The organism is Leifsonia sp. KNZ13-11D, assembly GCF_056754895.1.
Genome location: NZ_JBPGWU010000001.1, coordinates 1,248,924 through 1,275,087 on the forward strand (window position 1 = coordinate 1,248,924; position 26,164 = coordinate 1,275,087).

Below are 26,164 nucleotides of genomic sequence, written 5' to 3' on the forward strand. Positions count from 1 at the left end.
ATCCTCGTGTCCCTCACCCGAAGTTCGGAAGGGGCGGTGCAGTTCGCGACCGTACGGGGGATGACCCCGTCACCCATGAAGACGACGCATCGGGCGGATCGTTACGCGGCATCCACCGAGGTGTTCGGTATGCACGCAATAAGCACCCCCGCTCCCTTCGCGTTGGAAAGGAGTGGGGGCACGTGATGCGGTGGTGGGGGAGAGGGCGGCCGGTAACGCCCGGTCCTCACACGTCCGCGGGCCGCTCCGCGAGCGCATCCACCTCGGCGATGAGCTCGCGGGCGGCCGCGATCACCGCCCCCTCCGACGTGCGCAGCCCGACGACGACGTCCGTCGTGCGGGTCCCTTCCGAGCGCATGCGCAGCACCGCGATGCGCAGGTCGACCGTGCCGCCCGGGATGCGGTGGCCGCTCATCGAGACGGCGTTCGACGCGAAGGCGATGGCGGTCCACTCGTCGGCGTCGGCGGTGGTGTCCTCGGCGAGGCCGGCCAGCCAGGCGGCGAGGTCGCGCGCCTCCGCGGTGGTCAGGCAGGCTTCGGAGAGCGTCCAGCGGCGAGCGTCGTCGTGCACGACGGCGTCGACAACGATGCGGCGGGCCCCGTCGTGCTCGGCGCCGCCGTCCTCCCGGGCGGCCGGGCGCAGCTCCACCGAGCGCGTGCCGCCCTCGTCTTGGAGCTTCACGATGCCGGCGGCACCACCGTCAGCACGCGCTCGATGTACTCGAAGAAGGCGTTCATGTAGCCGCGCAGGAATTCCTCGGTGCCCGGGTCGGTGACGGTGCCGTCCTCCTCGATGAGGCCGGGGCGCATCCAGATGTAGGCCTCCGGCGCGTTCATCTGCGGCGCCTGGAGGAAGCTCAGGATGCTCCGCAGGTGCTGCTGCCCGACCGCGGTGCCGATCTGTCCGGGGGAGGCTCCGATCACCGCAGTGGCCTTGCGGGCGATGACGTTCTCGCCGTAGGGGCGGCTGGCCCAGTCGATCGCGTTCTTCAGCGCGCCCGGGATCGAGCGGTTGTACTCCGGGGTGACGAAGAGCAGCGCATCCTGCCTGGCGATCAGGGCCTTGAAGTCGCGCGCCTCAGGCGGGAAGTCGCCGTCGAGGTCCCGGTTGTACAGCGGCAGTCCACCGATCGGGATCTCGGTGAAGGTGAGATCGGAGGGCGCCAGCCGGAGGAGGGCGCGGGAGAGCGTCCGGTTGACCGAGTGCGTGGACAGGCTGCCCACGAAGTAGCCGACCGCGTACGGAGGCTGGAGTTCGTTGATCGTCGCCATGCGCACCATGCTGCCCCCGCGCCCCCGCCCCGTGAAGCCCCTTATGCGTCGCGGTGTCTTAAGCGCAGGCAGGCAGTGCGGAATAGGGCATCCTCCCGATGTCCGGGGGATGCCTTAGCGAGCAGTCTGAAGTCATCGCCGGGCAGAGCGCGCGGCGGATGCAGGAGGGGAGCGACCATGCTGCTGGAGGAGTTCGTGGACATGCGGGTACGGGCCGGCGAGACGGCGCGTACCGAGGCCGAACGAGGACGGCGTGCGCGCGCTGCCGAGCAGGCCGGGGGACGGGCCGGGCGCCACGGCGGGGAGCGGGCTCACCACCGCTGGCAGCGTGCCCGACGGGCTCCTGCCGCGGCACCGGAGGCGTCTGTGGATGCCGCGGGTGGCGCGTCGCCGGAGACAGCTGCAGCAGCCCCGCAGAGGGAGCTCGCCCACGCCTCCCGCTGACCCGGAGCCGCCGGTCCGGTCCAGCCTGTCTGCCGCGAGCGAAGCGGGGCGGCAGGGTGGCCCGGATGTCGGTGGCTCGTGGCACGATGAGGCCATGCGAGCAGCGACGTCGAGCCTCACCCTGATCGGGCGCGAACCCGATCTCGAGGCTCTGCGCGCCGAGGCGGCGGCGGCCGCGGCGGGGGAGCCGCGGGCCGTCGTCATCGGCGGCGAGGCGGGCATCGGTAAGTCGAGACTGCTCGAGGAGTTCCTGGCCGGGCAGGAGCCCGCCGCCACGGTGCTGCTCGGACGCTGCGTCGATCTGGGGGCTGACGGCGCGCCGTACGCTCCGTTCGCGGCTGTGCTGCGGCGACTCGTCCAGGTCGCCGGGCTGGAGCGCGTACTCGAGATCGCCGGGTCGAGCGCCGGCGTCCTCCCCGCGCTGCTGCCCGAGCTGGCCGACGAGTCGGCGGTCCCGCCGCGCACCGGGGCCGAGCGGCTCTACGAGCTGGTCACCGAGCTGCTCGAGAAGCTGTCCGCCGAGCGCCTCGTCATCCTGGCGATCGAAGACCTGCAGTGGGCCGACCGGTCCACGCTCGAGCTGCTGCGGTTCATCGTCCGCATGTCCGAGCACGGGCGCCTCCTGGTCGTCCTGACCTACCGCAGCGACGAGGTGCCGCGCGGGCACGTCCTCCGCTCCTGGCTCCCCGAGCTCGAACGCACCCGCCGGGTCACCCGCTGGGAGCTCGCGCGCCTGGGCAGGGAGCAGGTGGCCGAGCTGGTCGAGCAGCTGCTCGGCCGAACGCCCGATGACGGGTCTCTGGAGCGCGTGACCGAACTCAGCGAAGGCGTGCCGTTCTTCGTCGAGGAGCTGGTCGGCATCGACGGCCTGCGCTCCGGCGACGACCTGCCCGAGACGCTGCGGGAGCTGGTGCTCGCCCGATTCGAGCGCCTGAGCGACCCTGCCCAGCGATTGCTGCGGGTGCTCGCCGCCGGCGGAGTCTGCGTCACCCACGACCTGCTGGCCGCGGTGTTCGAGGGCACACCGGAGGAGCTCGACGCCGCCGCGCGCGAAGCGGTCACCGCGAACATCCTGGCGGCCGACTCCACGGAGTACTCGTTCCGCCACACCCTGGTGCGGGAGGCCATCCACGCCGACCTGCTGCCGGGCGAGCGGACGCGGTTCCACACCCGCTACGCGGAGGCACTGGAGGCATCGCCGCAGTGCTCGGCGGTGCAGCTCTCCGCGCACTGGCTGGCCGCGCACGAGGTGCGGCGCGCGTTCGTCGCGTCGCTGGAGGCGATGGAGGAGGCGAAGCGCTCCTACGCCTACGCGACCGCGGCGGCGATGGGCGACCGGGTGCTCGAACTGTGGGACAGCGTCCCGGATGCGGAGGCAATGAGCGGCCGCGACCGCATCGCCGTCATCGCCCGCACGGCATCGGCGCTCCGCAACGCGGGCAACAACGAACGCGCACTGGCTCTCGTCGACGTGGCGCTCGCCGAGGCGGACGGGCTCGCGCCCTCGCGTCACGCGCGCCTGCTGCGTGACAAGGCGCAGTATCTGGCGAACCTGAACCGGCCCGGCGGGGCGCGGCTGCTGGAGCACGCGCTCGCCCTGGTGCCGCCGCAGGCGGTCCCCTCCGGCGATCCGCTGCGGCCGCACCTCCTCACCGAGCTGGCGGCGCTCCGGATGCTGTCGGGCGACTTCGAGGCCGCCATCGAGACGGCGCGTGCGGCGCTCGGGGAGGCGGAGACGACCGCGCCGCCCATGCGCTCGGTCGCGCACAACATCCTCGCGTCCTCCCTGGTCGCGTCCGACCGGCTCGACGCGGGGTTCGCCGAGTTCGAGCTCGCCGGGTCCCTCGCCGCCGGCGACGTGGGCGCCACACTCCGCTACGCCGTCAACGCGTCCGACGCGCTCAACTCGGTCGGCCGGTACGCCGACGCGGTCCGGCTGGCGCAGTCCGGCGTCGCCCGCGCGCGCGAGCGCGGGGTCGAGCGCACCTCCGGCATCTGGCTCGCGGCGAACACCGCCGAGCCGCTCATCGCCCTCGGCGAGTTCGAGCGCGCGGAGGACCTGCTGCGCGTGGCGCTCGGCTTCGACGACCGCGCCGGGCTGTGTGCGCAACTGCAGCGCGCCCGCCTGTGGGTGTGGCACGGCGAGCCGGAGCGGGCGGACGAGCTGCTCCGCCGGTTCCGCACGCCGTTGCGCGCTCTGGCCGAGCTGGAGCAGCAGACCCGGCTGTCGCTCGCCCGCGTCGCGGGGGAGACCGCGATCGCCCTCGGCGACTACGAACGGGCGTGGACCGAGACGCACGGGCTCGGGGCGCCGCCGTTCCGGCGCATGCCCGGCTACGACCTCCCGGTGCTCGTCAACGCCGCGCGGGCACTCGCAGAGCTGGCGGCGCAGGGCGGCGGCCGCCCGGTCGTCGAGGTCGCGGGAGCCGCACTCGACGTGACCGCCGAGACGAAGCGGCTGGAGGCCGTGCTGGACGACCTGCGGGGCTGGCCGACCGCGGCCGCCTGGGCGCCGCTGGCCGACGCGGAGATCGCGACCGCGCGGGCCGCCGTCTCCGGCGTGGCCGACCGTGCCGAGCGCTACGCGGACGCGCAGGAGGCGTGGCGCGTCGCAGCGGACGCCGGCGCGGATCCGGTCGCGCCCGTGCACGTGCGCCCCTACGCCTTGCTACGCGGCGCCCGGGTGGCTCTCGCCGCGGGTGACCGCGAGCGGGCGGCGGCCCTCATTTCGGACGGCCGCGCACTCGCGGAGGTCGACGGGATCCGCCTGCTGGTCGAGGCCGCGGACGCGCTCGGCGCGCAGCCCATGCTGCGCTCGGCGCCGGTCGCGGCGGCGCACGGCGCACCCCTGACCGAACGCGAGGAGCAGGTGCTCGCCCTGATCGAGCAGGGCCTGAGCAACAAGCAGATCGGCGAACGGCTCTACATCAGCGCCAAGACGGCGAGCGTGCACGTGTCCAGCATCCTGCGCAAGGTCGGCGCCTCCAGCCGCACCGAGGCGGTCTACCTGGCGGCGCGCTCGTCCAGTTGACCGCCGGCGCCTGGTCGAGTTGACCGCGGGCGCGCCGTCGAGTCGACCGCCGGCGCCTGGTCGAGTTGACCGCTGAGGCGTCGTCCAGCTGACCGCGGATGCTCACCCGGCCGGGCGGCTCAGCTCTCCACCGCGACCGCGCAGCGGATGCACAACTCCGCCGTCGGCCGAGCCCGCAGGCGGTCGACGCCGATGGATCGGCCGCACCGCAGGCACGTGCCGTACGTGCCGCGGCGAATCCGCTCGAGGGCCGCATCCACCGCCACGATGTCGTGCGCGGCATCCGACCGCAGCGCCTGCAGCCGGCTCCACTCCGACGACAGCGTCGGACCTTCCGGGTCATGCTCGTCGTCGGCGGTCGACTCCGACCGCGACGCCAGCAGCACCCCGAGCGACTCCGCCATCCGCTGCGCCTCGGCGACATCGCCGTCGCGCCTCTCCCGCAGCAGAGCCTTCAACTCATGCAGTTCGGCGGCCGTCAGAGCGTCGTCGTCGACCCTCGTCACCTCGAGCTCCTCCGTCCTCGCATCGTTCACGAGCGCACCCCTTCCGATCCCCCGATCGTGCCTTTCCCGACCGGGTCAGCGTACGCCTAGCCGCCGGGAACCGGGACAGCGACGCGCGTAGGCTCAGCGGGTGCCCTCCTTCCGCGTGATCGTCGCCGTCGGTCGTCTGCGGCCGGGTGTGGACCCGCGTTCCGTGGAGCCGACGGCGGCCGACGCGGCGCGCGAACTCGCCGTCGTGGAGGCCAGCAGCGTCGACGTCGTCGCCGGCGAGGCGCGCATCACCGTGCGGTTCACCGAGGACGGCGTGCCCTCGGCACTGCGCGTCGCCGAGCACACGGTCGCGCGGCTCAGCGCCGTCGCGGAGACGGGCGGTTGGCGGCTCACCGAGCGCGTCGGCGGACGCTGGTACCGGCGCGCTTGAGGCGTGGCCGCGGCGCTGCGCCGACCGCGCGCTTCAGCTGGCGGGGCGCGCGAGCCGGCCTGGCGCTTCAGCTGGCCGCGCGCTTCAGCTGGCCGCGCGCTTCAGCTGGCCGCGCGCTTCAGCTCGCCGTGCCTCAGCCGGGCGCGCGGTTCAGGCGACGTCGCGCGTCAGCCGACGGGGGCGTCGGGCGGCTGCGCGTTTCAGGCGGCCGCGGGCAGCGACTCCTCGATCAGGTCGATGATCGCGGCGTCGTCCGGCTCGGTCTGCGGGCGGAAGCGGTACACGGCGCCGTCGGGCGTGATGACGAACTTCTCGAAGTTCCACTTCACCCGGCCCGCCTTGCCGTCCTCGTCGGGCGACTTCGTGAGCTCCTGGTAGAGCGGATGCGCGTTGCGCCCGTTCAACCGCACCTTCTCCATCATCGGGAACGTGACGCCCCACGTGGTCGAGCAGTACTCCTTGATGGCGTCGGTCGTGCTGAGCTCCTGCAGGAACTGGTTGCTGGGGAAGCCCACGACCGTGAACCCGCGGTCGCCGTACTCCTCCTGCAGCTGTTCGAGCTTCTCGTACTGCGGTGCGAGCCCGCAGCGGGAGGCGACGTTGACGACGAGGATCACTTTGCCCGCGAATGCGGACAGGCTGGTCGGGGCGCCATCGATGGTGTGGAAGGGGATGTCCATGACGGTCATGATCGCGAGCGTATTGCGGAAGGCTCCGAACCGGCTCGGAGTCCGTGGCCGCGGTATGCGGCGGCGCCGTGTGCGTCGCCCCGCGGTCAGCACTCGATGACGTTCACCGCGAGTCCGCCCTCGCTGGTCTCCTTGTACTTGGTGGACATGTCGATGCCGGTCTGGCGCATCGTCTCGATCACCGTGTCCAGCGACACCAGGTGCCGCCCGTCGCCGTGCAGCGCCAGCCGCGCGGCGGAGACCGCGGTCGAGGAGGCGATCGCGTTCCGCTCGATGCACGGGATCTGCACCAGGCCGCCGACCGGGTCGCAGGTCAGCCCGAGGTGGTGCTCCATCGCGATCTCGGCGGCGTTCTCCACCTGCCGGGGAGACCCGCCGAGCACCGCGCAGAGGGCGCCCGCGGCCATCGCGCAGGCCGAGCCGACCTCCGCCTGGCAGCCTCCCTCGGCGCCCGAGATGGAGGCGTTCGCCTTGAACAGCGAGCCGATGGCCGTCGCGGTGAGCAGGTACTGGCGGATGCCCTCGACCGACGCTCCTGGAACGAAACGCAGGTAGTAGTGGGCGGCGGCCGGCACGATGCCCGCCGCCCCGTTCGTCGGCGCGGTGACCACGCGGCCTCCCGAGGCGTTCTCCTCGTTCACCGCCAGGGCGAAGGCGTGCAGCCACTCCAGGGCGGTCGCGCGGCCGGGGTCGTCCTGAACGGACTCCAGGTGCTCGCGCATGGCGGCGGCGCGGCGGCGGACGCCCAGCCCGCCGGGCAGCGTGCCGTCGCCCGCCAGTCCGCGGGCGACGCACTCGGCCATCGCCTCCCAGATCAGGTCCAGCCTCTCACGGGTCGCGTCGGCGCCGTGCAGGGCGATCTCGTTGCGGCGGGCGACCTCGCAGATCGGGATGCCGTCCCGCTCGCAGATCGCCAGCAGCTCCTCGGCGGTGTCGTACGGCAGCGGGTGCGACTTGCGGGCGGCGAGCTCGGCCTCCTCACCGTCGCGGCGGATGAACCCGCCGCCGATCGAGTAGTAGGTCTCCTCGAGCAGGGGGAGCGGCGACCGCTCGCCCGACTCCGACCGGCCCCAGGCGCGCAGGGTGAGCGCGTTCGGGTGGCCGGGCAGACGCGTCCGCGGCTCGAACGCGATGTCGTCCTTCGCGAGGGGGATGCTGCGGGCACCGGACAGCAGCAGGGTGGCGCCCGGCTGAAGGTCGGACCAGGCACCGCGGACGTCCTCCGGGCGACAGGTCTCCGGCTGCAGGCCGCGCAGGCCGGCGATGACGGCGTCCGGGGTCCCGTGGCCGATGCCGGTCGAGCCGAGCGACCCGTACAGGGTGCAGGTGACCTGGTCGACGCGGTCGAGCATCCCCTCGTCCCGCAGCCGGGAGGCGAACGCCGCGGCGGCCCGGAGCGGTCCGACAGTGTGCGAACTCGAGGGACCGATGCCGATCGAGAACAGGTCGAAGGCCGAGACGTACGCTGTCACTTCTCCAGTGTATGTCGCCTGGAGCGACGCTTTCCCGCGTCGGGCCGCGCATTCGCGCACGGATCGTGCGCGGGCCCCGTTTCGGCTGCGCGCCTCTCCCTCGCGCGCCGCGGCCGCGATTCGTGCCGAATGCGTGCCTCCCCCGCGCGGCAGCCGCGATTCGTGCCGAATGCGTGCCTCCGTCGCGCGCGCCGGGGCGCGATTCGTGCCGAATGCGTGCCTCCCCCGCGCGCGGCAGCCGCGATTCGTGCCGAATGCGTGCCTCCCCCGCGCGGCAGCCGCGATTCGTGCCGAATGCGTGCCTCCGTCGCGCGCGGCAGCCGCGATTCGTGCCGAATGCGTGCCTCCGTCGCGCGCGGCGGGCGCGATTCGTGCCGAATGCGTGCCTCCGTCGCGCGCGCCGGGCGCGATTCGTGCCGAATGCGTGCCTCCCCCGCGCGGCAGCCGCGATTCGTGCCGAATGCGTGTCGGCGTCGCGCGCGGCGGGCGCGATTCGTGGCGAATGTCGCCCCACGCAGCCGCAGCCCGGGCGCCAGGCGGGCTCGCGATTTGTGCCAAATCGCGGTTTTCGGGCGCCCAGAACCGGCATTTGGCACAAATCTCGGGCCTTCCCACGGCAAACGCCACGCGACGCTACGCCACGCGACGCCACGCGACGCCACGCCACGCCACGCGACGCCACGCGACGCCACGCGACGCCACGCGACGCCACGCGACGCGATGCGGCGCGCGCCCACGCGGAAGCGGCCGCCGCATCCCTCCGCAGGATGCGACGGCCGCCGTCGGGGGACCGGTGCGCCGGTCAGGCCTTCCGCATGTACGCGCGCACGGTGAGCGGCGCGAACACCGCGACGATCACGGCGGCGCCGGCGAGGGCGATCCAGCCGTCCGAGCCGAAGGTTCCGTTGTTCGCGAGGTCGCGGACCGCGGTGACCAGGTGCGACACCGGGTTGACGTTCACGAACCACTGCAGCCAGCTCGGGAGGGTGTCCACCGGCACGAAGGCGTTCGAGAAGAACGTCAGGGGGAACAGCACGAGGAACGAGATGCCCTGCACCGACCCGGCGGTGCGGGCGATCACGCCGAAGAAGGCGAAGATCCAGCTGATAGCCCAGGCGCAGGCGATGACGAGCAGTCCCGCCAGTACGACGAACCCGAGACCGGCCGCCGGGTGGTAGCCCATCAGGAAGCCGACGACGAAGGTGATCGTCGTCGCGATCGTGTAGCGCAGGGTGTCCGCCAGCAGGGCGCCCGACAGCGGCGCGATGCGCGCGATCGGCAGCGACTTGAAGCGGTCGAACACGCCCTTGTCCATGTCCTCCCGCAGCTGGACGCCGGTCACGACCGAGGTCGTGATGACGGTCTGCACGAGGATGCCGGGGATCAGCGCGGGGAGGTACGACTGCACGTTCCCGGCGATCGCGCCGCCGAACAGGTATGCGAACATGACGGTGAAGATGATCGGCTGGAGCGTCACATCCATCAGCTGCTCGGGCGTCCGCTTGATCTTCAGCAGGCCGCGGTGGGCCATGGTGACCGTGTTGGCGAGCGTCTGACGCAGGCTGACGTGGTTCTTCAGGGTGCGCTCGGAGGGCGCGGTGATGGTGGTGATGGCGGTCATGCGCGGATCCCTTCGACGGCGCCGGCGTTCTCTTCTTCTGCAGGCTGCTCGCCCGGCTGCTCCTCCTCGACACCGTGACCGGTCAGGGTGAGGAACACCTCGTCGAGCGTGGGCTTCTGCACGGACATCTCCTGCAGGTGGATGCCGGCCTCGCGGAACGTGACGAAGAGGTCGGTGACGGCGTCCGCATCGCGCATCGGGGCGGTGATGCGGGAGCCTTCGGGCGACACCACCGCATCCACGCCGAGTACGGTCTGGATGGCGCGCCGCGCGTCCTCGATGTCGGCCGGGTCGGTGAGGCGCAGCTGCAGCGAGGACTCGCCGACCGACGCCTTGAGCTCGTCGGCGGTGCCCTCGGCCACGACGCGGCCGCGGTCGATGACCGCGATCCGGTCGGCGAGCTGATCGGCCTCGTCGAGGTACTGCGTGGTCAGCAGCACGGTGGAGCCGGTGGAGACGAGGCGGCGGATGGTGTCCCACATCTGGGCGCGGGTGCGCGGGTCGAGACCGGTGGTGGGCTCGTCGAGGAAGATCAGCGGCGGCTGGGCGATCAGGCTGGCCGCGAGGTCGAGGCGGCGGCGCATCCCGCCGGAGAACTTCTTCAGCGGGCGCTTGGCCGCCTCGGTCAGTCCGAACTCCTCGAGGAGCTCGGCGGTCTTCCTCTTGGCCTCGCGGCCGCTCAGGCCGAGCAGGCGGGAGAAGATGATGAGGTTCTCATTCGCCGAGAGAGTCTCGTCGACGGAGGCGAACTGGGCGGTCACGCCGATCAGCTGGCGCACGACCTGCTGCTCGCGGCGGATGTCGTGGCCGAAGATGAATGCGTCGCCCGCGTCCGGCTTCAGCAGGGTGGCGAGCATGGAGATCGTGGTGGTCTTGCCGGCGCCGTTCGGTCCGAGGACGCCGTAGACGGTTCCGGCACGGACGGTGAGGTCGACGCCGTCGACCGCGCGGTTGTCGCCGAAGACCTTGACGAGCCCGTGGGCTTCGACGGCCCATTCGGAACTGCGAGTCATGGTGATCCTTTCCTGGTGGGAATGGTGATGCTCCGATGGTGCCGACCCGCGCTTACACCGCCCTCACGTGCGGCTTACAGCGGGAGAGGGATGGTGTAAGCGGAGGTGAGCGGGTGTCAGGCGGCCCGCAGTGCGCGGGCGAGCACAGCGTCCCGGTCGACGCCCGCGAGCGTCAGTGCGCGGGGGACGGTGCCCAGCTCCAGTCCGAACAGGGCGGCCAGGAGGTCCACTTCGGCCGCGCGCTGCCGGCGGCGGGCGATGGTGACGCGATGCGCGCGCACCAGTGCCTCCTTGGCGGAGGCCCCCCAGCGGGGACGCGCGACGCGGGGAGCCGCGGCGAGGCGTTCCTCGCTCGGCGGCGTGACGCCGGCGACCCGCAGGCTGGCTGCGCGCTCGGCGGCGAGCACCGCGACCAGTCCGTCGTGGTCGAGCCCCGCCTCGGCGAGCGCGGCGCGGACCGGCATCCCGCCGTCGGCGGAGAGCGCGAGCAGCAGGTGCTCCGCCTCGACGAGCGGGGCGCCCCGTCGTTGCGCCTCGCCGACGGCGCTGAGCACCACCGGCCGGAGCGCCCGCGACACGGGCTGGCCGGGGAGGTCGGCGGCGGGATGCGACTGCTCAGACATTTCGTCTCCTCAGGTCGACGCCGGCCGCGGCCACCCGGCGCAGGTGCTTCTTGTGGACCGCCTGCCGCGTGATGCCGAGCGCGTCGGCGATCTGGGTCCAGCTCCAGCCCTCGCGGAGGGCGCGTTCCACCTCGGCGTCTTCGAGGCGGTCGGCGAGTTCGCGCAGGGCGACCACCGCGGCGAGCCCATCGGCGACGCCTCCGACCGGGTCCGGGAACGGTGCTTTCGGAGTCATGGAAGCAACCTTAGTTGCTTATCCTGAGTTGTCAACCCGAGTTGCTTGAACGAGGGGTCGCAACACGCCGTTATCGGCGCCGGATAACGGCGTGTTGCGACCCCTCGATGGCGGGCGGGCGGGCGGGCGGGCGGACGCGGCGGGGCAGGCGGGGGACGGCCGCGCAGGGCGCCGGCCGCTACGGGCGCAGGTCGGACAGCAGCCGGAGGCCGCGGGCTACGGCGTCGGCGGGCGACAGCGCGCCGACGGCGGCGCTCGCCGCCGCGAGGCGATCGCGGCCCCACGTCGCGGCGATGCGGTCGGCGAGCGCGTCGCGGTGCAGGCTCGCGACGTCCTGCCGCGCGCTCGCGCGCCCGGCGAGCGCGAACAGCGTCAGGCCGTCGTCGACCCAGGAGGGGGATGCGGGATGCCGCTCCGCGGTACGCGCGTCCAGCATCCACACCGAGAAGCCCGACATCCCCGACCCGATCACCGGCCGGTCGAGCGCCGGCGGGTTGAGCCGCGAGCTGACCAGAATGCGCACGCGCAGGGCGACCGCCGCCGCATCGGTCTCGTCGCGATCCACCAGGTCCGGTTCGACGGCGAACACGTGCAGACGCGCCACCAGCGCAGCGGCGGCGAGCATGATCGTCCACGGGTTGAGGGTGCGCTCCGCCGCGGTCGGGGCGCTGCCGAAGGCGCCGAGCGCCTCGTCGTACAGCCGGACGGCCTCCGCCGGGTCCTCCTCGGCCAGGGCGATCTCCGCCATCCCGGCGTAGCCGATCGCGTAGTAGTCGGCGTAGTCGAAACCGGCGCGGTCCGGCTCGGCGGCCAGATACCGCTCCAGCAGGCGACGGCCCCGGGCGGTGTCGCCGGTCGAGATCGCGTTCACGGCGATCAGCCAGTCCAGCTGCCGGAGGTCGCCGTCCGCCTGCAGCTGCGCCAGCTGGTCGTACGCCCGCTGCCCCCATTCCAGAGCCTCGGCGGGATGCGCGAGCTGGCTGTGCGACTGCGCGATCGACTGCGCGGCCGACGCGAGCGACCACGCGTCGCCCGCCTCGTTCGCGCGTTCCCAGGCGCGGGTCGCGGCGGCGAGCGCCGCATCCAGCTCGCCGGAGTTCTCGTGCAGCTGGGCCAGCAGCAGATTTCCGATGGTGGCGCGTTCCGGGTCGGCCGACACCGCGTAGGTCTCCAGCAGCTGCATGCCTTCCGCGACGCGCCCGGCGTTGAGAACCAGGGCCGCCATCGCGTCGAGGCGCGAGTCGGCGAACGGCTTGGTCCGGCGGAGCCGCCGCAGTCCGGAGATCGCGCGGGCGGACGTGCGCACGTCGACGAACAGGAAGGTGCCGCCCAGGACGGTGTAGCAGGCGGCCGCCGCCTCGCGGAACGACCCCTGCGGCTCCCAGTGCGCGAGGGCGTCCATCACCGCGGGCCCGAAACCGATCACCTCCGAGTGCGCGCTGCGCAGGGACCAGTAGTACGACAGGGCCGCGAACACCGCGGCGACGGTCTCGCGCCGACCGCCCTCGAGGGCGGAGCGGAGCACGGTCACGAGGTTGTCCTGTTCAGCGGTGACCCGCTGGAATGTGGCGACCTGCTGCCGGCCGTGCATCACGGAGAGCGCGTCCCGGCAGAACGCGACGGCCCAGGCCTCCATACCGTCGCGCACCTCGTCCTCCTCGCCGGCGGCGACGAGCGCCTTGTCGCCGAACTCGCGGACCGTTTCGAGCATCCGGTACCGCAGCAGCCCGGTCGTGCCGTCCTCTGTGACGGTCACGAGGGACTGCACGACCAGCGCATCCAGGTCGTCGAGCACCGTGGAGGCGCGGCTGCCGGCCACCGCCTCCGCCGCCTCGGCGCTGAAGCCGTCGGGGAAGCGCGACAGCCGCCGCAGCAGCGCCTGCTCGGACGCGCCGAGCAGGTTCCAGCTCCACTCGATCACGGCGAACAGCGTGCGGTGCCTCTCGGGCGCGGTGCGCTCGCCGCCGGTCAGCAGGGCGAAGCGGTTGCCGAGGCGGCGCTCGATCTCGTCCACGGAGAGGGAGCGCGTGCGGGCGGCGGCGAGCTCGATGGCGAGGGGGAGGCCGTCGAGACGGTCGCAGAGCCGTGCGACCACGTCGAGCGGGAGCACGGCGGCGGGCCGCGCGGCGCGGGCGCGCTCCACGAAGAGGGCGACGGCCGGGCCGTAGCCGTCCACGGCCGCCGGGCGCGTTCCGCCGGCGCCGTCCGTGCCTGTCAGCGCGTCCGTGCTCTTCAGCGCGGCCGTGCTCTTCAGCGAATCGAGCGGATACACGCGCTCGGCGCCGATCGCCAGCGGCGCGCGGCTGGTGGCGAGCACCTGCACGGTGCTGGTCGAGTCGAGGATGTCCTGCACGTACGCGGCCACCGCATCCACGATGTGCTCGCAGTTGTCGACGATGAGCAGGGTCTCGCGCTCCGACAGCAGGCCCAGGATGCGCGAGCGCAGGTCGAGCTGCGACCCCGGGTCGGCCGGCCGCGTGGTCCGCGCCTCGCGGATGCCGAGCGTGGAGGCGAACGCGAGCTCCACATCGTCGTCCGACCGCACGCTGGCCAGTTCGACGACGATCACGGCCGGGGTGTGGACGGCGCGGTGGCCGACCTCCTGCGCGAGCCGGGTCTTGCCGAGGCCGCCGGGGCCGAGGATGGTCGTCAGGCGCGAGGTCGCGACGAGGTCCTCGACCGCCTCGAGGTCGTATTCGCGGCCGACCAGCGCGTTCGGGGCGCTCCGTAGCCCGATGCGCACGCGGCGGGGAGCGGCCGGCCGCTCGTCCTCGTCGGCGGCCAGCAGTTCCGCGTTGAGCGCCACCAGTTCGGGGCCGGGGCGCGTCCCCAGCCGGTCGAGCAGCGCCTCCTTCAGCTCGGCGAAGGCGAGCAGGGCCTCGCTGCGCCGGCCCGCGGCGGCGAGCGTGCGCAGCTGTTCGAGGCGCAGCGTCTCGTCGAGCGGCCGGGCTTCGAGCAGCGGGTGCAGGTCGGCGAGGGCACCGGCGTGGTCGCCGGTGGCCCGGCGGGCGCGCGCCCGGATCAGCAGCAGGTCGTCGCGCAGCTCGGCGGCGGTGCGCTGCAGCTCGTCGGCGAGCGCGGTCGCGCCGAGCTCGGCGCCCGGTTGCCCGCGCCAGAGCGACAGCGCAGCGGTGGACTCGGCGACCGCCGCGACCGGATCGCCTGCATGGAGGGCCGCCGCCGCCCGGTCGGCTGCCGCACGGGCGCGTCCCAGGTCGGTCTGCTCCGGGGCGATGGCCAGCGCGTAGCCGCCGGGAGTGGACTCGAGCAGGCCGTCGGCGCTCGCCGTCCGCACCCGCGAGACGAGGGTCTGCAGGGCGGCGCGCTCCTGCCGGGGCGGCCGGTCGTCCCAGAGATCCTCGACGAGCGAGGGGACGCTGGCCGCACCCCGGGCGAGCACCAGGGCGACGATGAGGCTCTTTCCGAGTGCGCCGGAGGGTTCCGTCAGCGCGCCGCGCCGATCCTCCACGAGCACCGGGCCGAGCACGGCGACGCGGGGTGGCGAGGGCGCGGTCTGCACCCGCCCGATCATAGCCAGTGCGCCCGGCAGCGCGTGTGTAGGCTCGGCCCCATGGCGTTCGACTGGTCCCAGTTCTACGAGAAGCAGGGCGGCCGCGGCGTGCGTCCCACCTTCCAGAGCGCCCTCGCCGCCTGGGACGGACCGCCCGGTCAGGCGATCGACCTCGGCTGCGGCGACGGCGTGGAGACCCGGCACCTGGCCGAGCACGGCTGGCGGGTGCTGGCGGTGGATGCGGACCCCGGCGTCGAGGAGAGGGTGCGGACAGGGCTCTCGCCGGAGGCGGCGGACCGCGTGACCATCCGGTGCTCGACGTTCGAGCAGCTCGGGGAGCTTCCGCCCGCCGACCTCGTCTACGCCGGCTTCGCGCTGCCGTTCTGCGACGAGAGCCACTTCCCGTACCTCTGGGCGGACATCCGCGAGGCGCTGCGGCCCGGCGGCCTCTTCGCGGGGGAGCTGTTCGGCCCGAACGACGAGTGGGCCGGCCGCCCCGGCATGAGCTTCCACGAGCGGCGCCAGGTGGAGGGGATGCTCGCCGGGATGGACGTGCTGCAGCTGGTCGAGGACGATCGCCGCGGCATGTCGTTCGACGGCCCGAAGCACTGGCACGTCTTCCACGTCGTGGCGCGCGCCTGACCGGCCGGTCGAGGGCGCGCATCCAGGGGTCGCGACACGCCGTTGACGCGCGCGCATAGCGGCGTGTCGCGAGCCCTCGATCGCGCCGGGCCGCCGCGGCGTCCGCCGGGCTACGCCGCCGTGCTCACCCAGACCGCCGCCAGGGCGAGCACGGCGATCAGCGCCCAGGAGGCCAGCGCGGCGACGAGCGCACGCCAGCCCGTCCCCAGCAGCGTCCGGAGCCGCACCGCGGTGCCCAGCCCGAACAGCGCCATGGCGAGCAGGATCGTCTGCGCCGTGTCCGCACCGTCCGTCACGGCGGCCGGGAGCGGGACGAACGTGCGGATCAGCACGGCGAGCAGGAATCCGGCGACGAACAGCGGGACGATCGGCGGACGCTTCACCGAGGGGTCACCGGCCACGTGGCGACGCCGCTCCACGACGGCGGCGATCGCGACCATCGGGGCCAGCATCAGGACACGGGTCAGCTTGACCACCACGGCGACCGCCAGGGCGGCGGCCCCGGCGAGCTGAGCGGTCGCGACGACCTGGCCGACATCGTGGACGCCCGCACCGACCCAGTGGCCGAACTGCTGCGCATCCAGGCCGAGGGGATGCCACAGCAGCGGCAGCACGAAGATCGCGAGAGTGCCGCAGAGCGTCACCAGGGCCACCGGGGTCGCGGCCTCCTCATCCTTCGGCTTGACGACGCCGCTCATCGCGCCGATCGCCGAGGCCCCGCAGATCGAGAATCCCGTCGCGATGAGCAGCGGCTGGTGACCGGGCAGCCGGAGCAGGCGCCCGATCCAGAAGGTGCCCGCGAAGCTGAGCAGGACGACCACGACCGTGGTGAGGATGGCGACCCAGCCGAGGTGCGCGATGTCGCCGAGGCTCAGCTTCAGTCCGAGCAGCACCACTCCGACCCTCATGAGGCGTTTGCCGCTCAGAGAGAGTCCCGGCGCCAGGGCTCCGGTCACCGCCGCACGGGCTGCCGGGAGCTGCCCGACGACGATGCCCAGAACCACCGCCGCCGTGAGCAGCGGGATCGCCGGCGCCAGCCAGTGCAGTCCCCACGCGACGGCTGCCGCGACCGCGCAGGCGACGAGGCCCGGGAGCCAGGGAAGGGGCCGGACAGTGTGGGAGGGAGTGCTCACCGTCCTATTCTGGCGAGCACTCCCTCCCGTTCGTGGCCGCTCAGTGCTTGCGCAGACCCTCCGACACCGCGGACAGGGCGCCGCGCAGGGTCGACGGATCGGCCTGCTCGGGCGACGTCGGCTTCGCGGTGACGGCGCCCGACTTGGTCGTCGCCGTGTAGCCGTAGGCTCCCTGCGGGCACTCGATCAGATCGGTGATGTTGTCGCTCAGCACGTTGACTCCGCCGACGGCCCAGTAGGTCGAGACTCCGAGGGCGGTCGAGTCGGACACCTCCCCGTACGGCAGGCACTGCGGCGGGGCGAGCAGCAGTGGCGAACCCAGGGCTCCCGCGACGGCGGAGATGGACAGCGCGTCCGGGAACCCGAGGCCGCTCGCCACGAAGGCGTCGTCGGCGAAGCGGAACACCTCGCGGTTCACGGCCTGCGCCGTGCCGAACCGGTCTCCGCCGGCGAGACGCACGACCTCCGGGACGCCCAGTGTCTGGAGGTCGGCCTGGATGCCCGCGGAGATCGTGTTCAGACCACCGACGATGTAGATGCGCGAGGGGGACAGCGAGGCGATGAGAGCCTTGGTGTCGGCGTCGACGGAGCTCGCCGCGCCGTCCACGAGGAGCAGCGGGCCGTACTGGTGCCCGGCCGCGGAACCGGCGACCAGCGCGTCGGGGAAGTTGCGCCCGGTCGCGATGAAGACGCTGGTCACGGGGCCGGTGCCGAAGGCGTCGCTCACGATCGCGCGCGAGGTGTCGAAGCGGTCGCCGCCGGCGACGCGGGTCACGGTGGGGGCCAAGCCCTGGAGCTGACCGAATGCGGCCGCGCCGACGGCGTTGATCCCGCCGACGACCACGATCTTCTGCGGCTCGAGCCGCTGCAGCTCGGTGATGACCGACGCCGGCACGTAGTCCGGCCTCGTCAGCAGCAGGGGGCCGCCGAAGTAGGCGGCCGCCGCGCTGGCGCTCAGGGCATCCGGGAAGTCCACGCCGCTCGCGACGTACGTCACGGGACCGCTGCCCACGCCTGTCCCTGGGATGAAGATGCTGCTCGAGACGGCGGCCGAGGTGGCGAACCGGTCGCCGCCGGCGATCCGGCCGCTGTACCAGGTGCGGGGGCCGACCGTTCCGTCGATTCCCGTCACGTTCTGGCCCGCGGTCACCGTCACCGGATCCGACTGCCACCAGGTGTTCGTGTTCTGGTAATACTGCGAGGAGGAGCCGGTGTCGCCGAGCCACGCCCCGAAACGGACGATGTAGGTGCCCGGTGCGAGGTTGCGGATGGTGTAGTTGCCGCTCGCCGTGGTGTTCACGTCACCGTAGCCCATGGACTGCTCGACCAGGCCGGTGGCGGGGTCGTACAGGAAGGCGTTCGCATCGGCCGGGTTGGCTGTGCCCTTGCTGTCCGTGATGGTGCCGCTGATGGATCCGCCGGCGGGGCGATCGACGTCCAGCCCGGTCAGGTCGTGGTCGACGGTGACGACCGTCGCCTGGTCCTCGAGCGACGTGTCGCCGTACCAGATGTCGCCCGTTCCCGGACCCACTTTGTCGCCGGAGAGGGCGTTGCCGAAGAAGATCCGGTAGCGCCCGGACGGGACGCCCGTGAGCTGCCAGGAGGTCGTCGTCCCATTGCTGTCCGCCGTGGCGACGTACTGGCCGGGGACGTGGGCGTCGCCGCTGACCGGGTAGAGCTCCACGAAGGTCTCGGTGTCGGATGTCGTCGTCGCGGCCCCGGCGTAGGTGATGGTCCCGCTCAGCGAGTAGGTCGGAGCCGCGCTGGCGGCGGGGGCGATCGCGAGGGTCGCGACGGTGGCGATCGCCGTGGCGGCGCCGAGGAGGAGCGAGCGCACTCGGCGCATTCTGGTGAGGTGGGGCACGGGGGGAGCGTACTGGGCGTTCTGCCTCTTCAGCACGCCCCACGAACAGGGGTGGCCGAAACCACCCCTGCCTGTTTTCAGAGTGCCGTCAGCAGTTTCGTGCCGTTCGGCACGCCGAGGCCGGTGCAGGCGTCCCAGCCGGGCGCGGCCCGGTAGGCGCCGTTGTCGCCTGCTGTGATGTCGCGGAAGCCGTCCGCGGCAGTCCCCGCCGGCACCGCGTCGTAGAGCGCGGGCTGCGCGAGCCCGAGCGGCTTTCCCGTCGACTGGACGATCCGTGCGACGAGGGCCGCCCACAGCGGTGCGACGGCGCTGGTGCCGCCGATCACCGTGTCCTGCCCGTCGACCCGGACCTTGTAGCCGGTCTGCGGGTCGGCGACCGCGGACACGTCGGGCACCCCGCGTCCACCCGGCCCGTTGGTGGTCCCTCCTGCATCGGTGCCGTCCGCGCCGGACGGCACGCCGACGCCCTTCTGCCACGACGGCAGCGGGAAGACGGCGCTCACACCGCCGCCGGTCGCCCCGCCCCCGGTCCCGTTGTTCCAGACCGTCTCCGAGTGCACGGTCCCGGTGCCGGCGTCCGCCTCCAGCCGTGTCCCGCCGCAGGCGAGGGCGTGCGGCGAGGAGGCCGGGAAGTCGACGTGGGGCCGGCCGTCACCCACCCGGTCGCTGCTGCCGTCGTCGCCCGCCGCGGCCGTCGTCGTCACGCCGAGCGCGGCCGCGTCCTGCAGCGCCTGGTCGAAGGCGGTGCGGGCCTGGGCCGTCCACTGGTCCTCCGACTGGCCCCAGCTGATGCTGATGGAGGCGGGGGTGGGGTCGGCGTGCGCGGCGGTCGACACCGCGTCCAGGAACCCGGCGTCGGTGTTCGGCGCGAAGTAGACGACGATCTTCGCGCCGGGGGCGAGTGCGCCCGCCACCTCGATGTCGAGCATCACCTCGCCGTCCGCGCCGTTCGGGTTGCCCTCCGGCGCACTGGACCCGCCGTCGACGCCGACCGCGGTGACGGACGGTGTCGGGATGCCGAGCCCGGCGAAGTACGTGTCGAGATCGGACTGCACGTACCCGCCGCCGAGCTCGATGATCGCGATGGTCTGACCGCTGCCGTCCGTCCCCTCGGGGAACTCGTAGACCCGGCCGAGCTCCGGCGGCGTGTAACTCGTGCTGACCGCCGCTGCCGGGACGTACCGGAACTGCGCCCGCGCCTGGGGACGGTCGTCGAGGCCGAGCACGGCCGTGACCACCCCGTCCAGCGCGGCCGGGATGCTGAGCCCGCCCGTTCGCTGCCGGTAGGTCGGTGCGTCGTCGCCGGCGTCGTCGGCCGTCGACTGCGCCAGGTCGGTGCCGAAGACGCGGGCCATGGTCTGCACCGGTCCGGACACGCGCACCCGGCGGGCGCCCGCATCCACCTCGTCGATCGTGAGGCCGAGACCCTCGAGGGTGTCGCGCACGAGCGACACGTCGTCGGGCGCCGCACCGTACCGCTCGGCCAGCTCCTCCCGGCTCAGCGGTTGCGCGAAGGCGCTCTCCGGCAGCGGCTCCCTGCGCCGCAGGACGAGGGTGGCGTCGACGCGCGAGTCCGGCGCGAGGCCGCCGTGGGCCTGGAATCCGGGTCGGTCGGGGCGCTCGCTCCCGGGCAGCGGGACGAGATCGAAGGGGCTGTTCGGCATCCGTCATACTCCTCGGTCTACCACCGCCCTCCGACACCGCCCAGTGCGTGCGGCCGTCGCGTCACACCCAGCTGGGCAGCCACATGTGGATCTGCCAGAACCAGAACGGCACCTGCTGGCCGGTCCAGATCGGCCAGAAGAAGACGCTCACCACCGTGCAGGCGGCCAGGTACACGCCGGTCACTGCGATGCCGCGCCGCCGTCTCCGCGCCGGATCATGTCGGCTGCCCAGGATCAGCGCGATGACGGCGGTGAGTGCCAGGATCAGGTAGGGCTCGAACGCGATCGAGTAGAAGGTGAAGATCGTGCGGCCCATGTACAGCCACCACGGCAGGTAGCCCGCCGCGAGTCCGGTCAGGATGAGGCCGATGCGCCAGTCCCGCGTGCGGACGAGCCAGTACAGCAGGAACAGGATCGCCGCAGTGCCCGCCCACCAGATCAGCGGGTTGCCGAGCGACGTGATCGCCGCCGAGCACGACGAGGACGTGCATCCGTTCTGCCCCTGCGTCGATCCGACGTAGTACATGCTCGTCGGCCGCAGCATCAGCGTCCACGTCAGCGGGTTCGACTGGTACGGATGCGGTGTGTGCAGGTTGATGCTGTAGTTGTACATCTCGGTCTGGTAGTGCCAGAGGTTCTGCACCCACAACGGCACCCACGAGAGCGCGCCGGTCCACTGCAGGTGAACCGACTGCGCCCAGTGCCGGTAGTAGCCGTCGCCCGTGACGATCCAGCCGGCCCAGGTGGCCACGTAGGCGACGAAGGCGAGCGGGACCATCAGCACGAAGGTCGCGGGCGCCTGCTTGAGCAGCGAACCGCTGACGTAGAAGGGCAGGCCCGCCCGGCGGCGGCCCAGCGCATCCACCAGCACCGTGTAGACGGCGAAGAACGCGAGGAAGTAGAAGCCCGTCCACTTGACGCCCGCGCACAGTCCGCACAGGATGCCGGCGGCGATCAGCCACGGACGCCACCACAGCACCGGACCCCACGCCGGGTCGCGGCCGCTCGCGCGCTCGGCGGCGACCCGCGCCGCCAGCCGGTCCGCCGCCCATTTCCGGTCGAGAAGGATGCAGCCGAACGCCAGCAGGGCGAAGAACATCACGAACCCGTCGAGCAGCGCCACCCGGCTCATCACGATCGCGTGGCCGTCGATCGCGAACAGGAAACCGGCGATCGTGGCGATCATCGTCGACCGGAACAGCATCCGGGCGATCAGGAAGACGAGCAGCACCGCGAGCGTGCCGGCGATCGCCGTGGAGACGCGCCAGCCGAACGAGTTGTCCGGGCCGGTGGCGGCCATGCCGAGCCCGATCAGCCACTTGCCGAGCGGTGGATGCGCGACGAACGACGGATCGGACGAGAAGATCTGCGTCTGGCCGGCGGCGAAGCGCGGGTCCGCCTTGTCGGGCCAGCTGCCCTCGTAGCCCAGGTTCCAGAGGGTCCACGAGTCCTTCACGTAGAAGGTCTCGTCGAACACGAGCGAGTGCGGCTGCCCGAGGTTCCAGAGCCGGAGCACCGCCGCCAGCAGCGTCACGCCGATCGGGGCGCCCCAATACCAGACCCGCAGCCGGGCGGGGGTGCGGAGGACGCGCGCCCACCAGTCGTCGAGGCGGGTGCCGGAGCGCTCCGGGGCGCGGTGCACGGCAGCGACGTCGGTGGCAGGAGCGGAAGTCACCCAGCCATGCTAGGGGCGCAGCCTCCGTGTCGCCTTTCGGCTGACAGACTAAGAGCCATGATCATCCTCGCGGCGACCCCGATCGGCAATCTGGGCGACGCCTCCCGGAGGCTCGTGGAGGTGCTCGGCTCCGCCACCGTCGTCGCCGCGGAGGACACGCGCGTCGCCCAGCGCCTGCTCGCCGGGCTCGGCGTCGAGAACCGGCCGCGGCTCATCGCGCTGCACGACCACAACGAGCGCGACCGGGCCGCCGAACTGGTGGAGCTGGCGCGCGACCAGGATGTGGTGCTGCTCTCCGACGCCGGGATGCCGACGGTCTCCGACCCGGGCTTCCACCTCGTGGAGACGGCCGCCGCCGCGGGCGTCGGCGTCACGGCGCTCCCCGGGCCGTCCGCGGTGCTGACGGCGCTCGCCGTCGCGGGGCTGCCCACCGACCGGTTCACATTCGAGGGCTTCCTGCCGCGCAAGCAGGGGGAGCGGCTGTCCGCCCTGCGGGCGCTCGCCGCCGAACCGCGCACGATGGTCTTCTTCGAGTCCCCGAACCGGTTGGCGGGCTCGCTCGCCGATCTCGCGACGGTGTTCGGCGACGACCGCCGCGCGGTGGTCTGCCGGGAGCTGACGAAGCTCTACGAGGAGGTCAAGCGCGGGACGGCCGCCGAGCTGGCGGCGTGGGCGGCGGAGGGCGTGCGCGGCGAGATCGTCGTCGTGGTGGGAGGGGCGCCGGCCCGGGAGGCCGACCCGGAGACCGCGGTCGCGCAGGTTCTCGCGCTGGTGGCGGCAGGGATCCGGCTCAAGGACGCGGCCGCGGAGGTCGCCGACGCGACCGGACTGGGCAAGCGCGACCTCTATCAGGCGGCCCTGGCGGCACGTTCTCCACAGGCGGAGTAACACGAGGGATCGCGCGCCCGCGCGCCCGTAGGATAGTCACCATGTCCGACGGCTCCTCCTTCTACATCACCACGCCGATCTTCTACGTGAATGATGTCCCGCACATCGGGCATGCCTACACGGAGGTCGCGGCCGACGTGCTGGCCCGCTGGCACCGCCAGGCCGGCGACGACACGTGGCTGCTCACGGGCACCGACGAGCACGGCCAGAAGATCCTTCGCACCGCGACGGCCAACGGCACGACGCCCAAGGCGTGGGCCGACAAGCTCGTCACCGAGGAGTGGCTGCCGCTGCTCGAGACCATCGACATCGCCAACGACGACTTCATCCGCACCACCGACGAGCGGCACGAGGTCAACGTCCAGAAGTTCCTGCAGAAGCTCTACGACGACGGCTACATCTACGCCGGCGAGTACGAGGCGCTCTACTGCGTGGGCTGCGAGGAGTTCAAGCCGCAGAGCGAGATCGTCGACGGCACCGGCGAGTACGAGGGCCAGAAGGTGTGCGCCATCCACTCGAAGCCGCTGGAGCTGCTGCAGGAGAAGAACTACTTCTTCCGCATGAGCCAGTTCGCCGACCGCCTGCTGGCGCTCTACGAGGAGCGCCCGGACTTCGTGCAGCCCGAGTCGGCGCGCAACGAGGTGGTCAGCTTCGTGCGCCAGGGCCTCAGCGACCTCTCCATCTCGCGGTCGAGCTTCGACTGGGGCATCAAGGTGCCGTGGGACGAGTCGCACGTCGTGTACGTCTGGTTCGACGCGCTGCTGAACTACATCACCGCGGTCGGCTACGGGCAGGACGACGAGGAGTTCGCACGCCGCTGGCCGGCGAACCACCTGGTCGGCAAAGACATCCTGCGTTTCCACGCGGTCATCTGGCCGGCGATGCTGATGGCCGCGGGCCTCGAGGTGCCGAAGCGGGTGTTCGGCCACGGCTGGCTGCTCGTCGGCGGCGAGAAGATGTCCAAGTCCAAGCTGACCGGCATCGCCCCGACGCAGATCACCGACACGTTCGGGTCCGACGCGTTCCGCTACTACTTCATGCGCGCCATCAACTTCGGCCAGGACGGCTCCTTCAGCTGGGAGGATCTCGCGGCGCGGTACCAGGCCGAGCTCGCGAACGGCTTCGGCAACCTCGCGTCGCGCGTCGTCGCGATGGTCACCCGGTACTTCGAGGGCATCGTGCCCCCGGCGGCCGCGTACCAGGACGTCGACCGGCACGTGCAGGAGGTGGTCCGCACGGCAGCGTCCGACGCGGACGCCGCGATCTCGCGCCTGGCGATCCACGACGCCCTCACGGCGATCTGGCGCATCGTCGACGAGCTGAACGGGTACATCACGGAGCAGGAGCCGTGGACGCTGGCGAAGGACGAGACGCAGCGCGAGCGGCTGGGCACCGTGCTGTACACGGCGGCCGAGGGGCTGCGCGCGCTCGCCGTCCTGCTGTCGCCGGTAGTCCCGGTCGCCACGGCGAAGCTGTGGGAGGCGCTCGGCGTCGAGGGCGAGCTGGGAGCGCTCACGGCGCAGCCCCTGCGCACCGCGGGGGACTGGGCGCCTGCCCGCCGGCACCGAGGTCAACGGCCTCGCCGCGCTGTTCCCGCGGATCGATGCGGAGGCGGTCGCCGCGGTATGACGGACCCGTCGTTCGTCCGCCAGCGGCACGTCACCGACGGCCGCGACCTGGCCTACCCGCCACTGCCCGAGGCGCTGACGGTCCCCGTGTACGACAACCACACGCACCTCGAGATGGCCGACGGCGCGGAGCCGCTCGACTACCGGGAGCAGCTCGACCGCGCGTCCAGCGTCGGTGTGCGCGGCGTCGTGCAGGTCGGGAACGACGTGGAGACGTCCCGCTGGTCGGCGGAGATGGCCGCGATCGAGCCGCGCATGCTGGCCGCGGTCGCGCTGCACCCGAACGACGCGCCCGACTACGAGGAGCGCGGCGAGCTGCACGACGCGCTGGCCGTCATCGCAGAGCTGGCCGGACGCCCCCGGGTGCGCGCCGTGGGCGAGACGGGTCTCGACTTCTTCCGCACCGAGGAGGGGCCGCGGCGGGATGCGCAGTTCCGCTCGTTCGAGGCGCACATCGAGATCGCCAAGCAGAACGACCTCGCCCTGCAGATCCACGACCGGGACGCGCACGCCGCCGTCGTCGCCACCCTCAAGCGTGTCGGCGCCCCGGAGCGGACCGTCTTCCACTGCTTCTCCGGCGACGTCGAGCTCGCCCGCATCTGCGCCGAGAACGGTTGGTACATGTCGTTCGCGGGCACCGTCACGTTCAAGAACGCACCGAACCTGCGGGAGGCGCTGGCCGTCGCGCCGCGCCACCTGATCATGGTCGAGACTGATGCGCCGTTCCTCACCCCGACTCCGTTCCGCGGCCGGCCCAACGCTCCTTACCTCATGCCGCACACCCTCCGCGCCATGGCAGAAGTGCTCGTCACCGACGCCTCCACCCTCGCCGCCCAGATCAACTCCAACACCGAGCTCGTCTACGGCCGCTGGGACAGCGAGCCGGTCGGACCGCCGCCCACCCGGCCCATCGGGATCATCGCGTGAGCGAGCTCCGGCTGCTCGGCCCGGCCGAGATCCGCGACCTCGCCGAACTGCTCGACGTCACCCCCACGAAAAAGCTCGGCCAGAACTTCGTCATCGACGCGAACACCGTGCGCCGCATCGTCCGCGTCGCCGAGGTGCAGCCCGGCGACCGGGTCGTCGAGATCGGCCCGGGCCTCGGCTCCCTCACCCTCGGCCTGCTCGAAGCCGACGCCGACGTGATCGCCGTGGAGATCGACGGCCGCCTGGCCGAGCAGCTCCCGAAGACCGTGGAGCAGCTCGCCCCGGACGCCGCAGACCGCCTGACCGTCGTGCATCGCGACGCCCTGCAGATCACCGAGCTGCCGGCCGACCCCGTCCGCCTGGTGGCGAACCTGCCGTACAACGTGTCGGTGCCCGTGCTCCTGCACTTCCTCGAGCACTTCCCCAGCCTGCGATCGGGGGTCGTGATGGTCCAGGCCGAGGTCGGCCACCGCATCGCGGCGGTGCCCGGCTCGAAGATCTACGGCGCGCCCAGCGTGAAGGCCGCCTGGTATGGCGCCTGGCGCACCGCGGGCGCGGTGAGCCGGCAGGTCTTCTGGCCGGTCCCGAACGTCGACTCGGTGCTGGTGGCCTTCGAGCGCCACGACGAGCAACCGGGTGACGAGGCCCTGCGGCTGCGCACCTTCGCCCTGGTGGACGCCGCCTTCCAGCAGCGCAGGAAGACCCTCCGCCAGGCGCTGGCACCCGTCTTCGGCGACCCGACCTCCGCGGCCACAGCCCTCCAGGCGGCGGGCCTCGACCCGAGCCTCCGCGGGGAGCAGCTCGCCCTCGCCGACTTCGCACGCCTGGCTTCCGTCCCCGTCGCGCCGCACGCCGCGTAAGGCACTCGGCGCGCGCCCAGCAGCCGGGCCGCCGGGTGTGTAGGT

General features: G+C 72.6%; 20 protein-coding genes and 1 pseudogene. 7 read left to right on the forward strand and 14 right to left on the reverse strand.

Annotated features, from left to right (window positions below):
• Nucleotides 1-226: 226 nt before the first annotated feature.
• Together ACR9Y5_RS06335 and ACR9Y5_RS06340 are read right to left on the reverse strand one after the other, a co-directional pair.
• Nucleotides 227-682 carry a WapI family immunity protein gene (locus ACR9Y5_RS06335; RefSeq protein ID WP_481297165.1) on the reverse strand — a complete coding sequence of 152 codons (456 nt, stop codon included), beginning with the start codon at nt 680-682 and terminating at the stop codon, nt 227-229.
• Nucleotides 679-1,281, reverse strand: a complete 603-nt coding sequence (locus ACR9Y5_RS06340) for an NADPH-dependent FMN reductase (RefSeq protein WP_481297166.1) — start codon at nt 1,279-1,281, stop codon at nt 679-681. Before ACR9Y5_RS06340 ends, ACR9Y5_RS06335 begins: the two co-directional genes overlap by 4 nt.
• 529 nt (nt 1,282-1,810) lie before the next feature.
• On the opposite strand from ACR9Y5_RS06340, the gene ACR9Y5_RS06345 reads away from it, so the two are divergent.
• Nucleotides 1,811-4,747, forward strand: coding sequence for a helix-turn-helix transcriptional regulator (locus ACR9Y5_RS06345; RefSeq protein ID WP_481297167.1), 2,937 nt, complete (start codon nt 1,811-1,813; stop codon nt 4,745-4,747).
• Between the two features lie 119 nt (nt 4,748-4,866).
• Here ACR9Y5_RS06345 and ACR9Y5_RS06350 read toward each other — a convergent pair whose 3' ends face one another.
• Nucleotides 4,867-5,283, reverse strand: a complete 417-nt coding sequence (locus tag ACR9Y5_RS06350; RefSeq protein WP_481297168.1) for a TraR/DksA family transcriptional regulator — start codon at nt 5,281-5,283, stop codon at nt 4,867-4,869.
• Between the two features lie 100 nt (nt 5,284-5,383).
• On the opposite strand from ACR9Y5_RS06350, the gene ACR9Y5_RS06355 reads away from it, so the two are divergent.
• On the forward strand, nt 5,384-5,674 hold the full coding sequence (locus tag ACR9Y5_RS06355) for a hypothetical protein (RefSeq protein WP_481297169.1): 291 nt from the start codon (nt 5,384-5,386) through the stop codon (nt 5,672-5,674).
• Nucleotides 5,675-5,874: 200 nt separating this feature from the next.
• Here the strand turns inward: ACR9Y5_RS06355 and ACR9Y5_RS06360 are convergent, their stop codons facing one another.
• The 7 genes from ACR9Y5_RS06360 to ACR9Y5_RS06390 all read right to left on the reverse strand — a co-directional run bounded on the left by ACR9Y5_RS06360 (nt 5,875) and on the right by ACR9Y5_RS06390 (nt 14,847).
• Nucleotides 5,875-6,363, reverse strand: a complete 489-nt coding sequence (locus ACR9Y5_RS06360) for a glutathione peroxidase (RefSeq protein WP_481297170.1) — start codon at nt 6,361-6,363, stop codon at nt 5,875-5,877.
• Between the two features lie 86 nt (nt 6,364-6,449).
• Entirely contained in the window at nt 6,450-7,835 is a 1,386-nt protein-coding gene (locus tag ACR9Y5_RS06365; protein WP_481297171.1) for an L-serine ammonia-lyase, read from the reverse strand.
• Nucleotides 7,836-8,637: 802 nt separating this feature from the next.
• Nucleotides 8,638-9,456, reverse strand: coding sequence for an ABC transporter permease (locus ACR9Y5_RS06370; protein WP_481297172.1), 819 nt, complete (start codon nt 9,454-9,456; stop codon nt 8,638-8,640).
• Nucleotides 9,453-10,469 (reverse strand): ATP-binding cassette domain-containing protein, encoded by a 1,017-nt coding sequence (locus tag ACR9Y5_RS06375; RefSeq protein WP_481297173.1) that lies wholly within the window; start codon nt 10,467-10,469, stop codon nt 9,453-9,455. Before ACR9Y5_RS06375 ends, ACR9Y5_RS06370 begins: the two co-directional genes overlap by 4 nt.
• 116 nt (nt 10,470-10,585) lie before the next feature.
• Nucleotides 10,586-11,092, reverse strand: coding sequence for a Clp protease N-terminal domain-containing protein (locus ACR9Y5_RS06380; RefSeq protein WP_481297174.1), 507 nt, complete (start codon nt 11,090-11,092; stop codon nt 10,586-10,588).
• Nucleotides 11,085-11,327 carry a helix-turn-helix domain-containing protein gene (locus ACR9Y5_RS06385; RefSeq protein ID WP_310130380.1) on the reverse strand — a complete coding sequence of 81 codons (243 nt, stop codon included), beginning with the start codon at nt 11,325-11,327 and terminating at the stop codon, nt 11,085-11,087. Before ACR9Y5_RS06385 ends, ACR9Y5_RS06380 begins: the two co-directional genes overlap by 8 nt.
• Before the next feature lie 178 nt (nt 11,328-11,505).
• Nucleotides 11,506-14,847 carry an ATP-binding protein gene (locus ACR9Y5_RS06390; protein ID WP_481297175.1) on the reverse strand — a complete coding sequence of 1,114 codons (3,342 nt, stop codon included), beginning with the start codon at nt 14,845-14,847 and terminating at the stop codon, nt 11,506-11,508.
• Nucleotides 14,848-14,898: 51 nt separating this feature from the next.
• On the opposite strand from ACR9Y5_RS06390, the gene ACR9Y5_RS06395 reads away from it, so the two are divergent.
• Nucleotides 14,899-15,480, forward strand: a complete 582-nt coding sequence (locus tag ACR9Y5_RS06395) for a class I SAM-dependent methyltransferase (RefSeq protein ID WP_481297176.1) — start codon at nt 14,899-14,901, stop codon at nt 15,478-15,480.
• A 110-nt stretch (nt 15,481-15,590) separates the two neighbouring features.
• Here the strand turns inward: ACR9Y5_RS06395 and ACR9Y5_RS06400 are convergent, their stop codons facing one another.
• From ACR9Y5_RS06400 to ACR9Y5_RS06415, 4 genes are all read right to left on the reverse strand, one after another.
• Nucleotides 15,591-16,613: a YeiH family protein gene (locus ACR9Y5_RS06400; RefSeq protein WP_481297177.1), complete on the reverse strand. Its 1,023-nt coding sequence runs from the start codon at nt 16,611-16,613 to the stop codon at nt 15,591-15,593.
• A 40-nt stretch (nt 16,614-16,653) separates the two neighbouring features.
• Nucleotides 16,654-18,450, reverse strand: coding sequence for a cell wall-binding repeat-containing protein (locus tag ACR9Y5_RS06405; protein WP_481297178.1), 1,797 nt, complete (start codon nt 18,448-18,450; stop codon nt 16,654-16,656).
• Nucleotides 18,451-18,554: 104 nt separating this feature from the next.
• Nucleotides 18,555-20,141 (reverse strand): S53 family peptidase, encoded by a 1,587-nt coding sequence (locus ACR9Y5_RS06410; protein ID WP_481297179.1) that lies wholly within the window; start codon nt 20,139-20,141, stop codon nt 18,555-18,557.
• 61 nt (nt 20,142-20,202) lie between these two features.
• Nucleotides 20,203-21,816, reverse strand: coding sequence for a dolichyl-phosphate-mannose--protein mannosyltransferase (locus tag ACR9Y5_RS06415; protein ID WP_481297180.1), 1,614 nt, complete (start codon nt 21,814-21,816; stop codon nt 20,203-20,205).
• Nucleotides 21,817-21,873: 57 nt separating this feature from the next.
• Here ACR9Y5_RS06415 and rsmI point away from each other — a divergent pair, with 57 nt between their 5' ends.
• The 4 genes and pseudogenes from rsmI (at nt 21,874) to rsmA (ending at nt 26,119) form a co-directional block, all read left to right on the forward strand.
• Nucleotides 21,874-22,704, forward strand: a complete 831-nt coding sequence (gene rsmI / locus ACR9Y5_RS06420) for a 16S rRNA (cytidine(1402)-2'-O)-methyltransferase (protein WP_481297181.1) — start codon at nt 21,874-21,876, stop codon at nt 22,702-22,704.
• Nucleotides 22,705-22,745: 41 nt separating this feature from the next.
• Nucleotides 22,746-24,333, forward strand: a pseudogene (gene metG, locus ACR9Y5_RS06425) (methionine--tRNA ligase).
• Complete coding sequence (locus tag ACR9Y5_RS06430; protein WP_481297182.1) at nt 24,330-25,259, forward strand: TatD family hydrolase; 930 nt, start codon at nt 24,330-24,332, stop codon at nt 25,257-25,259. The pseudogene metG and the gene ACR9Y5_RS06430 overlap by 4 nt, the downstream one beginning before the upstream one ends.
• Nucleotides 25,256-26,119 carry a 16S rRNA (adenine(1518)-N(6)/adenine(1519)-N(6))-dimethyltransferase RsmA gene (rsmA, locus tag ACR9Y5_RS06435; RefSeq protein WP_481297183.1) on the forward strand — a complete coding sequence of 288 codons (864 nt, stop codon included), beginning with the start codon at nt 25,256-25,258 and terminating at the stop codon, nt 26,117-26,119. Before ACR9Y5_RS06430 ends, rsmA begins: the two co-directional genes overlap by 4 nt.
• The last annotated feature ends 45 nt before the right edge of the window (nt 26,120-26,164 follow it).

Excerpts from the sequence above, each read along its gene's own strand:
- ACR9Y5_RS06340 (WP_481297166.1), bottom strand. The coding sequence starts at position 1,281 with ATGGTGCGCATGGCGACGATCAACGAACTCCAGCCTCCGTACGCGGTC.
- ACR9Y5_RS06345 (WP_481297167.1), top strand. The coding sequence starts at position 1,811 with ATGCGAGCAGCGACGTCGAGCCTCACCCTGATCGGGCGCGAACCCGAT.
- ACR9Y5_RS06360 (WP_481297170.1), bottom strand. The coding sequence starts at position 6,363 with ATGACCGTCATGGACATCCCCTTCCACACCATCGATGGCGCCCCGACC.
- ACR9Y5_RS06370 (WP_481297172.1), bottom strand. The coding sequence starts at position 9,456 with ATGACCGCCATCACCACCATCACCGCGCCCTCCGAGCGCACCCTGAAG.
- ACR9Y5_RS06375 (WP_481297173.1), bottom strand. The coding sequence starts at position 10,469 with ATGACTCGCAGTTCCGAATGGGCCGTCGAAGCCCACGGGCTCGTCAAG.
- ACR9Y5_RS06380 (WP_481297174.1), bottom strand. The coding sequence starts at position 11,092 with ATGTCTGAGCAGTCGCATCCCGCCGCCGACCTCCCCGGCCAGCCCGTG.
- ACR9Y5_RS06385 (WP_310130380.1), bottom strand. The coding sequence starts at position 11,327 with ATGACTCCGAAAGCACCGTTCCCGGACCCGGTCGGAGGCGTCGCCGAT.
- ACR9Y5_RS06395 (WP_481297176.1), top strand. The coding sequence starts at position 14,899 with ATGGCGTTCGACTGGTCCCAGTTCTACGAGAAGCAGGGCGGCCGCGGC.
- ACR9Y5_RS06410 (WP_481297179.1), bottom strand. The coding sequence starts at position 20,141 with ATGCCGAACAGCCCCTTCGATCTCGTCCCGCTGCCCGGGAGCGAGCGC.
- rsmI (WP_481297181.1), top strand. The coding sequence starts at position 21,874 with ATGATCATCCTCGCGGCGACCCCGATCGGCAATCTGGGCGACGCCTCC.
- ACR9Y5_RS06430 (WP_481297182.1), top strand. The coding sequence starts at position 24,330 with ATGACGGACCCGTCGTTCGTCCGCCAGCGGCACGTCACCGACGGCCGC.